Below are 13,512 nucleotides of genomic sequence, written 5' to 3'. Positions count from 1 at the left end.
ATGCGTTTGGAATTTCGCGTTCTTCGGCAGACCGCATCGCTGGCCGCGTCCGGCGTGGTGCTTTTGGCGACGGCGCCGGCCTGGGCGGCCGGCTCGAACATGCCGTGGGAGCAGCCCCTCAATCAGATCCTGCAATCTGTGGAGGGGCCAGTCGCCAAGATCATTGCCGTCATCATTATCGTCGTGACTGGGCTCACGCTCGCGTTTGGGGATTCGTCGGGTGGCTTCCGCAGGCTGATCCAGATCGTGTTCGGTCTGTCGATCGCGTTCGCGGCCTCGAGCTTCTTCCTTTCGTTCTTCTCCTTCGGCGGCGGCGTGGTGATCTGATGGATGAACCCGTCGTAGGTTTTGTCGTGCCCGTTCACCGCGCGCTCACTGAGCCGCTCCTGATGGGCGGCGCGCCGCGGTCGGTCGCGATCGTCAACGGCACGCTTGCCGCGGCCCTTGGACTTGGATTGCGGCTTTGGATCGCGGGTCTTGTCCTCTGGTTCATCGGCCACATGGCCGCCGTCTGGGCCGCCAAGCGCGATCCCGCCTTCGTCGATGTGGTGCGCCGACATCTGCGCATTCCCGGCCATCTCAACGCCTGAGCACTCAGTCATGATGAATCTCGCCGAATACCGCCATTCGAACGCGCGTCTCGCCGACTTCTTGCCATGGGCAGCCCTGGTCGACGAGGGGGTTATCCTGAATAAGGACGGTTCGTTTCAACGGACGGCCAAATTCCGGGGGCCCGACCTCGACAGCGCAGTGCCGGCCGAGCTTGTTGCCGTCGCGGGTCGCCTGAACAACGCCTTGCGCCGGTTGGGATCAGGCTGGGCCGTATTCGTTGAGGCGCAGCGTCATTTTGCGGGCGCTTACCCGCCGAACACCTTTCCTGACGTCGCGTCAGCGCTGGTCGATGCCGAACGCAAAGCTCAATTTGAGGAGGCCGGCGCCCACTATGAGTCCAGCTTTTTCCTGACCTTCCTCTATTTGCCTCCAGAGGAGGGGGCGGCCAAGGCCGAGCGGCTGCTTTATGAGGGTCGCGATCGTACGGCTGGTGCAGATGCTCGCGAGGTACTTCGCGGGTTCATCGATCAAACCAATCGCGTCCTTCAGCTCGTTGAAGGGTTCATGCCCGAATGCGCCTGGCTCGATGATCAGGACACGCTGACCTACCTGCACTCGACGATTTCGACCAAGCGTCATCGCGTTCGGGTGCCCGAAATTCCCATGTACATCGATGCGCTATTGGCCGACCAGCCGCTCACGGGCGGGCTCGAGCCGATGCTGGGCTCAGCCAATGTCCGGGTTCTGACGATTGTCGGCTTTCCCGGCGCGACAACGCCGGGAATTCTGGACGACCTGAATCGCCTGCCATTCTCGTATCGCTGGTCGACCCGGGCGATCATGCTCGACAAGACCGATGCCACCAAGCTGCTGACCAAGATTCGCCGGCAATGGTTCGCCAAGAGAAAATCCATCGGCGCCATTCTCAAGGAGGTCATGACCAACGAGGCATCGACGCTGCTCGATACTGACGCCCAGAACAAGGCGATCGACGCCGATGCCGCCCTACAGGAACTCGGTTCGGATCAGATCGGACAAGCCTTTGTTACGGCGACCGTCACCGTGTGGGACGGCGATCCGGGTGCAGCCGATGAAAAGCTGCGGCTGGTCGAGAAGGTCATTCAGGGTCGCGATTTCACCTGCATGAGCGAGACGGTGAACGCTGTCGAAGCCTGGCTCGGCAGTTTGCCCGGGCATGTCTACGCCAACGTGCGGCAGCCACCGGTGTCGACGCTCAACCTCGCCCACATGATCCCGATGTCGGCCGTGTGGGCCGGCGAGGCGAGGGATCTGCACTTCAGGGGTCCGCCGCTCCTGTTTGGGAAGACCGAGGGATCGACACCGTTCCGGTTCTCGCTCCATGTCGGGGACGTCGGTCATACCCTGGTGGTGGGGCCGACGGGCGCCGGAAAATCGGTGCTGCTGGCCTTGATGGCACTCCAGTTCCGCCGTTACCCGAGCTCTCAGGTCTTTGCGTTCGATTTTGGTGGCTCGATCCGGGCGGCCGCGCTCGCCATGGGTGGCGACTGGCACGATCTCGGCGGTGCGTTGTCTGACGGAGGCGACCAACCCGTCGCCCTGCAACCCCTGGCCTGGATCGACGATCCCTCCGAGCGAGGATGGGCGACGGAATGGATCTGCGCGATCCTGGCGCGGGAAAAAATCGAGATCACTCCGGAGGTCAAGGATCATCTTTGGTCGGCTCTAACGTCTCTCGCCTCGGCGCCGATGCAGGAACGCACCCTGACGGGCCTGTCGGTCCTGCTGCAATCCAATTCCCTGAAACGTGCCCTGCAACCCTATTGCCTGGGCGGTCCCTCCGGGCGCCTGCTTGATGCCGAATTCGAACGCCTTGGCGAGGCCTCGGTCCAGGCGTTTGAGACCGAAGGGCTGATCGGAACGAGCGCGGCCCCGGCCGTGTTGGCCTATCTGTTCCATCGCATTGGGGATCGTCTCGACGGCCGGCCGACGCTCCTGATTGTCGATGAAGGTTGGCTTGCCCTCGACGACGAAGATTTTGCTGGCCAGCTCCGGGAATGGCTGAAGACGCTGCGGAAGAAGAACGCCTCCGTCATCTTCGCCACCCAGTCGCTTTCGGACATCGATGGCTCCGCGATCGCACCGGCGATCATCGAAAGCTGCCCAACACGCCTGTTGTTGCCGAACGAACGGGCGATCGAGCCGCAGATCACTGCGATTTACCGCCGCTTCGGCCTCAATGATCGCCAGATCGAGCTGCTGAGCCGGGCAACGCCGAAGCGGGACTACTACTGCCAATCCCGTCGCGGCAACCGGATGTTCGAACTTGGTCTTGGTGAGGTTGCGCTCGCATTTACTGCAGCCTCTTCCAAGATCGACCAGGCTGCCATCGCGCAGCTCCTCAGCGAATTTGGACCTGACGGCTTCGTGCCGGCCTGGCTCCAGCACCGTGGCGTCGCCTGGGCCGCCGACCTGATCCCCAATCTCGTCAATCTGGAGAAATCGCTATGAGGCGTATTGGCCTATTCGTGGCCGCTGGCACCATCACGCTGGTGCTTGGCGTCGCGGCGCCCGCACGGGCGGTGATCGTGTTCGATCCCAACAACTACGTTCAGAACGTCCTGACAGCCGCACGGGAGCTGCAGCAGATCAACAATCAGATCACCTCGTTGCAGAACGAGGCGCAGATGCTGATCAATCAGGCAAAGAACCTGGCAAACCTGCCGTATTCGTCACTGCAGCAACTGCAATCATCGATCCAACGGACCCAGCAATTGCTGGCTCAAGCCCAGCGCATCGCATACGACGTCCAGCAGATCGATCGCGCGTTCTCGACCACCTATGCGCCGGTCACCGGCAGCCAGTCCAACCAGGTTTTGATCACCAACGCTCAATCGCGGTGGCAAAATTCTGTCGCTGCGTTGCAGGATTCACTCCGCGTCCAGGCCGGCGTCGTCGGCAACCTCGACACCAACCGCATCCAAACGTCAGCGCTCGTAACATCAAGTCAAGGTGCCAGCGGCGCCCTGCAGGCAACCCAGGCCGGCAATCAGATCCTCGCGCTTCAAGCGCAACAACTCGCCGATCTCACGGCTGCCGTGGCGGCGCAGGGCAGGGCACAGACCCTCGATGCGGCGCAGCGCGCCTCGGCCCAGGACCAGGGGCGAGAACAGCTCAGGCGGTTCCTGACCCCGGGACAGGGCTATCAGTCCCAAGACGTGCGGATGTTCCACTGATGACCGACGCAAGGGCGTTCAAGGCGTTGTCGCTGCTTACGACAATCGGCGTATTCGCCGTTGCTGCCTGCACGATTCAGCTCCGCGGTGGAGATGATTCTCCGCAGTCGCCGAAGGCGGAGCAGATGACAGATGCAACTAGCTCTGACCTCGCTCGCTGCCGCAGCGTCACTGCGGTGGAAGCGGCAGGTTATCTGCATTGCAAGGAAGTTTGGGCCGAAAACCGCCGTCGCTTCTTTGGCAAGAAAGACGGTGTTGCAACTCCCGCCCACGATGCTTCCGCCGGCGGCGTGACGCCCCGTCCAAAGGATCAAAGCCGGATCCCGCAGGGTTTTCCGAACCCGGCGACACCCGAGGCGAGCAAGCCATGACGGGCACGGGGGTCATTGACCAGTTCCTGGAAACGTTCACGCGTTATATCGATAACGGCTTTGGTTTGCTGGGTGGCGAGGTAGGATATCTCGCAACGACCCTTGCGGCGATCGACATCACGCTCGCCACGTTGTTCTGGAGTTGGGGGTCGGACGAGGACATCATCGCGCGCCTCGTCAAGAAGACGCTTTTCGTGGGCGTCTTTGCCTACCTCATCGGTAACTGGAACAGTCTGGCGCGCATCGTCTTCGAGAGCTTTGCCGGGCTTGGGTTGAAAGCATCCGGCGCAAGCCTCTCCGCGTCGGATTTCCTGCGACCGGGAAAGATCGCCCAAGTCGGGCTCGACGCCGGTCGACCGCTGCTCGACTCAATCTCGAACCTGATGGGCTACATCAGCTTCTTCGAGAATTTCGTTCAGATCGTCGTTCTCCTGTTCGCGTGGGTCGTGGTGCTGCTCGCCTTCTTCATTCTGGCGATCCAGCTCTTCGTCACCCTGATCGAGTTCAAGCTCACGACGCTGGCCGGCTTCGTCCTCATTCCCTTCGGCTTGTTTGGCAAGACCGCCTTCGCGGCAGAGCGGGTCCTGGGCAACGTCATATCCTCCGGGATCAAGGTCTTGGTCCTGGCCGTCATTGTCGGCATCGGATCGACCCTATTCTCGCAGTTCATCACTGGCTTTGGCGGCGCACAGCCGACCATTGAGGACGCGATGACCTTGGTGCTCGCGGCGCTCTCCTTGCTCGGGCTGGGTATCTTCGGTCCAGGAATCGCAAATGGCCTGGTGTCCGGCGGGCCGCAGCTCGGCGCCGGCGCCGCGATTGGAACGGGCCTTGCCGCTGGCGGCATTGTTGCGGCTGGTGCAGGCCTCGCCGCTGGCAGTGCTGGTGTCGCTGGCGGAGCGATGGCAAGCGTCGCTCGTGGTGGCGGTGCCGTCTTGAGCGGCGCATCCGCCGCCTATCGAAGAGGCGGCCTTGCCGGCGTCGCGGAGGCTGGTGGTTCGGCTGCCATGAGCCCGTTGCGCCGCGCCGGGGCTGCCCTCAGCGGTGGGGGGCAAGGGGGCGAGCAGGCCGCGAGCACTTCGACCGAAGGGCAGCCCGATTGGGCGCGGCGCATGAAGCGTGCCGAGACCATTCGGCACGGTGCGTCGGCGGCCGGACAGGCGGTTCGCTCAGGCGATCACGGCGGCAGCGGCTCTTCTGTCGATTTGTCTGAAGGAGAGCGCTGACACGCAGCCAATGCCTTCGCCACACGCCGTGGGGCAGCGCTCGAAACACCGACACCACACGACTTGAAACCGATCACTTGATCCTGGGGGCAACTATCGATGTTCAAACGACCTTCCGTTCACTACGGGCGCATGCCCGAGCCCGTTACGCCTTATCAAAAGGCTGCGCAGGTTTGGGACGAACGCATTGGATCAGCGCGCGTGCAAGCCAGGAACTGGCGCCTGATGGCGTTCGGATGCCTCATGCTGTCCGCCGGCCTTGCCGCGGGCCTTGTCTGGCATTCGAGCCAAGGCTCGATCACGCCCTGGGTGGTGGAGGTCGATCATCTCGGCCAAGCCCAGAGGGTCGCGCCAGCCAACTTCGACTATCAACCCACAGACGCGCAGATCGCCTACCATCTGGCGCGCTTCATCGAGGATGTCAGAGGGCTACCCGCCGACGGCATCGTTCTGCGCCAGAGCTGGCTCCGCGCCTATGATTTTACGACCGATCGCGGCGCGGCCGCACTCAACGACTATGCGCGCAACAATGACCCCTTCGCAAAGCTGGGCAAGGCGCAGATCTCCGTCGACGTATCGAGCGTCATTCGCGCGTCTTCAGAAAGCTTTCGAGTCGCGTGGACCCAGCGCGCCTACGACAACGGTTCGTTGAGCTCGACCGAGCGATGGACTGCAATTCTTACGATCGTGATCGAGACGCCGCGCGATGCCGAACGCCTACGCAGGAATCCCCTTGGCGTTTACGTCCGCGCCATCAACTGGTCAAAGGAGTTGAGTCAGTGACCAAGACGATGTCTGACGTTCATTCGAAGCGCCCTATCCTGCACTGCGGGCTCAATTCGACTTGGTTCGAGTTCGTGACCTCGAAGCGAGCATTTCTATCCGCTCTTCTGCTTTGTTCGTCGGCGCTTGGTGGGTGCGCGACCTACATTCCGCCGGAGATCAGCTATGACGCGGAAGTCCCTCCGGTGCCGGCGCCTCCAGCGCATCTCGACGACGGAGCGCGACCGCTTCACGTTCCGCCGCTCTGGAAGCCGGCTCTCGGCGGCAAGTCGGGAGCGAAGGAAGAGCCGGAACCCGTGAGCCGGGTGGAGACCGCGAATGGCGCGGCCCGCGTCGAACCGCGCAAGCGGGGGTATTTCAACGCGGCGCAAGTCTACGCCTACAGTCCCGGGGCGCTCTATCAGATTTACGCCGCACCCGGGCAGATCACGGATATCGCGCTCGAGGAGGGAGAACAGTTGACGGGATCAGGGCCGATCGCTGCCGGCGATACCGTACGCTGGGTCGTGGGCGATACCGAGAGCGGGAGCGGCGACACACGACGCGTCCATATCCTGGTCAAGCCGACCCGAGCTTCGATAGAGACCAACCTGGTGGTCAATACTGACCGGCGCACCTATCTGATCGAGCTCCGCTCCCGCGAACGGCCATACATGCCGTCTATTGCCTGGTACTATCCAGAAACTGCACGGGAACGATCGCGTTCGGTCGCTCTGAAGCCCGTTCTTCCGGACCCGGCGCAGCGCATCTCCCGCTATGTCATCGAAGGGGACAGTCCACCCTGGCGGCCGCTCGCTGCATATGACGATGGCCGCAAGGTCTACGTCGAATTCCCGCAAGGCATCGTGCAGGGCGAGATGCCACCGCTCTTCGTCATCGGTCCAGACGGCAAGACCGAACTCGTCAACTACCGCGCTTACGGCAACATATTGATCGTCGATCGGCTGTTTGCTGCTGCAGAACTCCGACTGGGCGGTGAGCACCAGCAGAGGGTCCGTATTGTCAGGACCGATGGGAGGCCGTCGTCATGAACACTCGGAATGTAAACGATCACGAGCAAGCAGGTCCGCCGGAGACACAAGGGGAGCAGTCCGAGAGCTTCCGCTTGAGAGCAGAGCATCCGCGCGTGACGCGGTTGTCGCGGAAGATCTTGGCCGGCGGGAGCGCGGTTGCCCTGCTTGTCATCGGCGGAGCGGTGCTGTGGTCGCTACAGAGCAATCGCTCCCGCAATCAAGCGACCGACGAGCTTTACAGTACCGATCATCACAATGTTGCCGACGGCATTACGACGCTGCCGAAGGATTATGCTGGCGTTCCGCGCCAGCCTATCCCGCAACTCGGTCCGCCGCTCCCTGGAGACCTCGGTCGACCGATCCTTGCCGCTCAAGGCCAGTCGCCGACGATCGGCGGTGATCCGGAACAGCAGCGCCGAGATCAAGAAGCCGAGGCAGCCCGCATCAGCCATTTGTTCGCTGCGACCAATGGACGAGAAGTGCGTCCGGATTCCGCTTCGGCGGTTGGAGGCGACCGCGTCGTGCCGGTGAGCGCAACGAGCACCGGCGAAGATGGATCTGCGCAGAACGGCCAGGACCGCAAGCTTGCCTTCGTGAACGCCTCGGTGGACCGTCGCACCGTCAGCCCTGACCGTGTCGCCAGGCCGGCTTCACCATATATCGTGCAGGCTGGGACAGTGATTCCGGGAGCCCTGATAACCGGAATTCGATCAGACCTTCCAGGCCAAGTAACCGCGCAGGTCACCGAGAATGTTTTTGATACGCCGACTGGCCGTTTTCTGCTTGTGCCTCAGGGAGCGCGTCTAATCGGCATGTATGATAGTCAGGTCACGTTCGGCCAGTCCCGCGTTCTGTTGGTCTGGACCCGGCTGATCATGCCGAATGGACGTTCAATCGTTCTCGAGCGACCACCCGGCGCTGACTCCGCAGGATATGCAGGCCTCGAAGACCAGGTCGACAATCACTGGGGCGAACTCTTCAAGGCAGCGGCACTATCGACGTTTCTGGCGGTCGGTACCGAGCTAGGGGCCGGCTCGGACACCAATAGCAACGACAGCGCCATCATCCAGGCACTGCGGCACGGCGCCTCCGATTCGCTGAATCAAACCGGACAACAGGTGGTTCGGCGCAGTCTCAACATCCAACCCACTCTAACCGTGCGATCTGGCTTTCCAGTTCGCGTTCTCGTCAATCGTGACCTCATACTTGTGCCGTACGGAGGGTAACGGCATGCCCAAGCTTAAAATAGCAGCACTGCTCGACGACAAGCCGGTCAAAGTCGCCACTGAACTACCGGCATCAGTACATCGGGATCTCGTTGCCTATGCAGAGGCCTTGGCAAGCGAAAGCGGGCAGCGCATCGATCCGGCGAAACTGATCGCACCGATGCTGGCGCGCTTTATGGCTACGGACCGCGGATTTGCAAAGGCGAGACGAGCCGGTCACCTCTCGAGAGCCGAGGGAAGCGAGGCATAGCGCTCTGCCAACAGATTGAGGAAACGGTTTAGAGCCGGATTTTCATTGTCATCGCGCCAATGCGCAAAGAAGTCCACCCGGCTAGGTCCCGTCCCGTCGTGCAATTCCCGGTACACAAGCCCAGCGAAATTTGCGCCGATATCCGATTCCATCACCAGACTAACCCCCATGCCCATACTCGTCAGATTTTTGATAATGCCGCGGCTTACGTCGTGGCGCTCTACTGCGGGCCGGTCGTCAGGTGAGGCGAGCTTCGAAATCAGGAGATCCTCGAGCTCTCGTCCAGGATCAATCTTGCTTAGAAGTATCTTTTCGTTACGCAAATCTGCCCAATAGATGGTCTCGCACGCCGCTAGGCAGTGATCCTGAGGCAACGAGATCAAGATACGCTCGCTCCACAGCAGTAGTGATTTGACGTCCGTTGAAGCCAGAAGTCCAGGGCTAACGACGACGTCGACGGTCCCGTTACGCAGCGCGGTCATCAGATGAAAGCGAGAACGTTCCATCGTTGCCAATTCGATCTGCGGGAGCCGCTTCTTAAATTCACCTATCGTCGCTCGCAAATTGCCGGTAGACACGGACGTGTAGAAGCCAATAGCAAGATGGCCGGTATCGCCGCGACCACCAGACCTACCGGTTTCAACGAGTATGTCGACCTGTTCCAGGATCAGCCGCGCAATTCGCAAAACCGCTTGGCCAGCGATAGTGGGCTTGATTCCTCCGCTGGAGCGCTCGAATAGTGAAGTCCCAACCAGATATTCAAGCTGACCGATGGATCGGCTCAGGACAGTGTGCTTGATCGAAAGGACATCAGCGGCTCGTCGAAAGCTCCCGTGGTCGCTGGCAACCACAGCGTATCGAAGCTGTTGCAGGTCAATCGCGCTCGCTGTGTTCCGCCGATCGTGTCGGATCCCGGTTTCTGTCATTTTCGAAGCTCGGTAACAAACCACAAGACAGGAAGTCCCCAATCCAGGCGAGGACTTCTATCTTAGGCGGCAGCGAAGATTACTGGCGTCCAGAGAGTCGGTGTCGAAAGACCTCCGGCCTTACGGAGATTCCGGAGAACTTCGCTCGAAATCGCGAGGTAACCCGCCAAGGCCACGGTGTTGCCGATTGTGGCCGGATTGCCAATGCGTCGCAGCGGCCAACCGACCCGTCGAAGGATTCGCTCCATTCGGATATCTGTGACAGTAACGATATCAGTGAGTTGTCGTGAGAGCCCGAACTCGACCATTCCGGCAAACAGCTCGTATGCGGCGCGAGTTATGCCGTGATTTCCTTTGGGGGCGTCGGCTGCAATGTCGATAGCGAACCTGCTGCTTTCCCATATTAGCGAAGTTGACGGCGCGGGTTGACCTTCGAGAAGCGCGGGAAAGGTGTCGCGAAGCATGGTCGGGCCAAGCGTGGGGAGCAGGCGTACGGAACCTTGCACTTGGCCGTTTTCATCCACCTGGATTAGATAGTCAGGATGCAGCGCGTCGAATTCGTCGATCTCCATGTCGCCGCTGGTCTCAACTTCCCATGCCATGCGCAGTTTGAAGATACGATGCCGCAACCGATGCATCTCAACGAGGGTGTCGGAAAGCTCTCCGTACGAAGGTGGTGTGATCAACTGGATCATAATCCCTCCAGAAGTGATGAATAGCCTTCTTTGAAGCGCGATTATCGCCTCAAATCATCACCTGTAGTTGTAGGGGGAGGGCACCCTAATTTTGCTTTTTTCTATTTGCAGCCGCCAAGTGCGTCACCGCCTGCGTGATTGTGCGAACGCCGAGCTTTTCCTTCGCATTCTCTAAGTAATACGCAACTGTGTTGCGCGAGATACCGAGAATGCAGCCGATCTCCCAAGAGCTCTTTCCTCGAGCCGCCCACTCCAAACATTCTACTTCGCGGCGCGACAGTCGAATTCCGTCGAGACCGCGTTCGCTTCCGAGCTTGCGACGAACGTGAGCATGAAAATACATCGCCATGAGTTGAAGGACATGCGTGTACGAATCAATGCATTTATCGAACTGCGGCCGGCTCTCGTCAGTAGCGAAAGTCAATGCGGAGATTGGCCCATGCCCATCGTGAATGGGGACCGTGAAGCCAAACCGAATTCCGAATTGCGCGGCTTCGTCGAATAGTCGCAGTTGCTCTTTTGAATTTGTTCGTGATCGAAAATCGATTCCCCATCGAAAGGGCTCCGGGCTCTGAAGGGCTTCTCTAATGACCGGATCAATGACTTGATACTTCTTGTCTAGATAATGGGTCGTCCATCGCGTTGGATATGTTGAGATGAGTCGGGGCTTCCTGTTTTCTTCGCTCTGGAGAGAGAGATAAGCGAAACACGATAGGTCCAAAGCTGATGCTGTTTTCGCCAGCGCGTTGGAGAAGCCTTCGGCATCTTCGGCGCCTACTATTGCATCAATGAATTCTTGGAAGACACTATGCATATGCTTTCCCTTAGACCGGTATGCGCAGAAGCCTTGTAGGCGGCTCACCGTAGCGTCGTCGCGGTGTTACGCTTGAGCACGCCTGGCCCGCCGGACCTAAAGAAAAGCCTGCTAACGCCAAGCAGCACACGCCTCCGTAGCTAGCGACGAAGGAAATTAGGCAAAACCTGGCCCGCGCGGGACGCGCCAATCACAGTGCGATCTCCCATGTGAAGCCATGGCTAGTGCGTGGGTTTCTGCGGCCGCGAGGACCGCCTGATCGATAGGGTTTGCGCCGGCAGAACAGGTGTAGATCAGAGGTCGCCGCGGCCGAGCAGCGCGTGCAGCGCGGCCTGCCGCATAGTGGAGAAGATCGACTCCTCGTCGAGGCCCTTCCTAAGCGTCGCAGCCGTGTTGAGCATGGAGAACACGGCCTGGGTCAGCAGTCGTGCCTCGGGTTCGGACAGGTCGGGCCGCAGCGGGATTATCACGGAAATCCACTCTTCGGCGTACAACGCCATCTCGCGCCGGATCCGTCTGTGGTCGTGTTCGGGAAGAGCGTGCTCGTTCTTGGTGAAGATCAGCGTGCTTGGTGGTCCTTTAAGGATCAGCCGGATGTGCGACTCGACCATCGCTATCATGGCGGCCTTTGGGTCCTTCGTCGTCTCCGCGATCCGTTTCGCAACCTCGTGCACGATCTGCGTCGGTTCCTCCAGAACCGCGATCAGGACTGCCTGCTTGTTCTGGAAGTGACGATACAATCCAGGACCAGTGATGCCGGCGCGCGCAGCGATCATTTCAACTGTGACCGCGTCATATGAGTGCTGCAGGAAGAGCTCAGCAGCGACCGCGATCAACTGCTCGCGCCGCCCGCTGCTGTATGCCCGCTTGATCGGTAATGGCTGAATATTCATTGAGGCGCACCGTACCACGTGGCGGGCGCGAAGCACCGCGTCATCCTGCGCGCCAGCATCGTCTGTCCCGAGCTCAATGAACGGATCATGTGAACATCTCATTTTATCCTCATGTAAATCTATATTCACTTTCTAGGCCGCCGCCAGATCACTAAGGCGAGGGGCTGAATATTTTCCATTGCGCGCTTATCGGCCATTATATCGGTAACAGAGCAAATATCGCAAAGAACGGTTCTAGATGGTCGGCGCCGAAAGGTTGTTGACAGGACGCGATTGCCGGCCATAAAGTTATCTCAGATTAACATTGTGGTCCCGAAGGAGGCACAACGCATGCGGTTCATCTTCTTCAGTGAGGGGGAGACCCAGCCGGGACACACCCACGCGCACCGCTATCGCGAGCTCATCGACGAAGTAATTCTGGCGGAGAGAGTCGGATTCGACGCGTTCGGGTGCTCCGAACAGCATTTCGCGATCGGCACGGCCTCGACCTCCGCTCCCGAGGTGATCTACCCGTACATGATGGCGCTAACCAGTCGGATCCAGTTCATCCACCTGATCACGCCGCTTCCCAAGAAGATCAATCACGCGCTGCGCGTCGCGGAGCGACTGGCGACCGAGGATATCCTGTCGAACGGCCGCGTCGGGCTTGCCGTTGGCCGCGGCAACACCACCCTCGCGCTGCGCGCCTTCGAGGTCGACCCCGAGGAGACCAAGGCGCAGCAGATGGAGGGCATTGAGGTTATTCGCCGGGCCCTATCGAACGACATCTTCTCTTTTGTCGGCGAGCACTACAAGATTCCGCCGCGCAGCCTGACGCCCAAGCACGTGACGCTGCCCTATCCGCCGATCATGATGGCGACCTCGAGCCCGCAATCGGTCACCGCCGCGGCGCGCATGGGCATCGGCGCCATGATGGGTGGCGGGTATAGCGGATTCGCGTCGGTGCAGAGGTCGGCCGAGCTCTATGACAAGGAGCTTGCGAGCGCCGAGCACGCATACCCCGTGCAGGCGCAGAAGGTGGCAGTGATATCCGGCGGAATGCATTGCGCGGATACAAACGAGGAGGCCGAGCAGTGGGCGACAACGCTAGCCCATAGCGTCGCCTTGTCCATCGACGCCTATGAGCGGCTGTCGAAGCTGTCCGCCGACTACGGATCGCTCGGCAAGATCAAGGATATCGACTTCAAGAACGAGCGCTATTTGTTCGACGAGTCGGGGAGCTTCATCGTCGGTGACGTCGAGACCTGCGCCAAGCAGGTCCAGCGGTACGTCGACATGGGCATCGACGCGCTCGCGCTGCGCATCGACGGCATGCCGCACAAGGAGCTGATGAAGTCGATCGAGCTGTTCGGCAAGTACGTCATCCCGAGATTCAAAAACCCTCGGTCCGTCGTGCGCAAGTCCGATGCGATCCTTGCAGACATCCGCGCCGCCCGCCCCGCTCACTATGCCGAGCGTGAGGCTTTCGAGAACGCCAGGGCGGCCGCCGGGACAGTCGATGGCGCCGTCCGCAATCCTGCGGCTTAGGCCTGCCGCCTATCTGAAAAA

Annotated in this window: 15 protein-coding genes; 11 read left to right on the top strand and 4 right to left on the bottom strand. The window is 60.5% G+C overall.

Annotated elements, in window-relative coordinates; all coding sequences use genetic code 11:
- The 10 genes from PMN64_RS11930 to PMN64_RS11885 all read left to right on the top strand — a co-directional run bounded on the left by PMN64_RS11930 (position 1) and on the right by PMN64_RS11885 (position 8,636).
- The gene (locus PMN64_RS11930; RefSeq protein ID WP_411780833.1) at positions 1 to 327 is read left to right on the top strand and encodes a TrbC/VirB2 family protein; all 327 of its coding nucleotides are present in this window, start codon (positions 1 to 3) and stop codon (positions 325 to 327) included.
- Positions 327 to 590 carry a VirB3 family type IV secretion system protein gene (locus PMN64_RS11925; protein ID WP_411780832.1) on the top strand — a complete coding sequence of 88 codons (264 nt, stop codon included), beginning with the start codon at positions 327 to 329 and terminating at the stop codon, positions 588 to 590. Before PMN64_RS11930 ends, PMN64_RS11925 begins: the two co-directional genes overlap by 1 nt.
- A gap of 10 nt (positions 591 to 600) precedes the next feature.
- Complete coding sequence (gene trbE, locus PMN64_RS11920; RefSeq protein WP_411780831.1) at positions 601 to 3,042, top strand: conjugal transfer protein TrbE; 2,442 nt, start codon at positions 601 to 603, stop codon at positions 3,040 to 3,042.
- Positions 3,039 to 3,767, top strand: coding sequence for a P-type conjugative transfer protein TrbJ (gene trbJ / locus PMN64_RS11915; RefSeq protein ID WP_028338098.1), 729 nt, complete (start codon positions 3,039 to 3,041; stop codon positions 3,765 to 3,767). Before trbE ends, trbJ begins: the two co-directional genes overlap by 4 nt.
- Positions 3,767 to 4,138 (top strand): putative entry exclusion protein TrbK-alt, encoded by a 372-nt coding sequence (gene trbK-alt / locus PMN64_RS11910; RefSeq protein WP_028338097.1) that lies wholly within the window; start codon positions 3,767 to 3,769, stop codon positions 4,136 to 4,138. Before trbJ ends, trbK-alt begins: the two co-directional genes overlap by 1 nt.
- Positions 4,135 to 5,364, top strand: coding sequence for a P-type conjugative transfer protein TrbL (gene trbL / locus PMN64_RS11905; protein ID WP_411780830.1), 1,230 nt, complete (start codon positions 4,135 to 4,137; stop codon positions 5,362 to 5,364). Before trbK-alt ends, trbL begins: the two co-directional genes overlap by 4 nt.
- 99 nt (positions 5,365 to 5,463) lie before the next feature.
- The gene (gene trbF / locus PMN64_RS11900; RefSeq protein ID WP_411780829.1) at positions 5,464 to 6,147 is read left to right on the top strand and encodes a conjugal transfer protein TrbF; all 684 of its coding nucleotides are present in this window, start codon (positions 5,464 to 5,466) and stop codon (positions 6,145 to 6,147) included.
- On the top strand, positions 6,144 to 7,178 hold the full coding sequence (trbG, locus tag PMN64_RS11895) for a P-type conjugative transfer protein TrbG (protein ID WP_411780828.1): 1,035 nt from the start codon (positions 6,144 to 6,146) through the stop codon (positions 7,176 to 7,178). Before trbF ends, trbG begins: the two co-directional genes overlap by 4 nt.
- Positions 7,175 to 8,386: a TrbI/VirB10 family protein gene (locus PMN64_RS11890; protein WP_411780827.1), complete on the top strand. Its 1,212-nt coding sequence runs from the start codon at positions 7,175 to 7,177 to the stop codon at positions 8,384 to 8,386. Before trbG ends, PMN64_RS11890 begins: the two co-directional genes overlap by 4 nt.
- Before the next feature lie 4 nt (positions 8,387 to 8,390).
- On the top strand, positions 8,391 to 8,636 hold the full coding sequence (locus PMN64_RS11885) for a DUF2274 domain-containing protein (protein WP_080667323.1): 246 nt from the start codon (positions 8,391 to 8,393) through the stop codon (positions 8,634 to 8,636).
- Here the strand turns inward: PMN64_RS11885 and PMN64_RS11880 are convergent.
- The 4 genes from PMN64_RS11880 to PMN64_RS11865 form a co-directional block, all read right to left on the bottom strand.
- Entirely contained in the window at positions 8,603 to 9,562 is a 960-nt protein-coding gene (locus tag PMN64_RS11880; protein ID WP_411780826.1) for a LysR family transcriptional regulator, read from the bottom strand. The genes PMN64_RS11885 and PMN64_RS11880 overlap by 34 nt on opposite strands.
- A gap of 62 nt (positions 9,563 to 9,624) precedes the next feature.
- The gene (locus PMN64_RS11875) at positions 9,625 to 10,257 is read right to left on the bottom strand and encodes an acyl-homoserine-lactone synthase (RefSeq protein WP_028337748.1); all 633 of its coding nucleotides are present in this window, start codon (positions 10,255 to 10,257) and stop codon (positions 9,625 to 9,627) included.
- Positions 10,258 to 10,342: 85 nt separating this feature from the next.
- On the bottom strand, positions 10,343 to 11,071 hold the full coding sequence (locus tag PMN64_RS11870; RefSeq protein WP_080667322.1) for a LuxR family transcriptional regulator: 729 nt from the start codon (positions 11,069 to 11,071) through the stop codon (positions 10,343 to 10,345).
- Positions 11,072 to 11,364: 293 nt separating this feature from the next.
- Complete coding sequence (locus PMN64_RS11865) at positions 11,365 to 11,964, bottom strand: TetR/AcrR family transcriptional regulator (protein ID WP_018272733.1); 600 nt, start codon at positions 11,962 to 11,964, stop codon at positions 11,365 to 11,367.
- 330 nt (positions 11,965 to 12,294) lie between these two features.
- Here PMN64_RS11865 and PMN64_RS11860 point away from each other — a divergent pair, with 330 nt between their 5' ends.
- The gene (locus PMN64_RS11860) at positions 12,295 to 13,491 is read left to right on the top strand and encodes an LLM class flavin-dependent oxidoreductase (RefSeq protein ID WP_028337747.1); all 1,197 of its coding nucleotides are present in this window, start codon (positions 12,295 to 12,297) and stop codon (positions 13,489 to 13,491) included.
- The last annotated feature ends 21 nt before the right edge of the window (positions 13,492 to 13,512 follow it).

The sequence above is a fragment of the Bradyrhizobium sp. UFLA01-814 genome (assembly GCF_046718885.1).
Classification (GTDB): domain Bacteria; phylum Pseudomonadota; class Alphaproteobacteria; order Rhizobiales; family Xanthobacteraceae; genus Bradyrhizobium; species Bradyrhizobium elkanii.
This window is presented reverse-complemented; position numbering and strand designations above follow the sequence as displayed.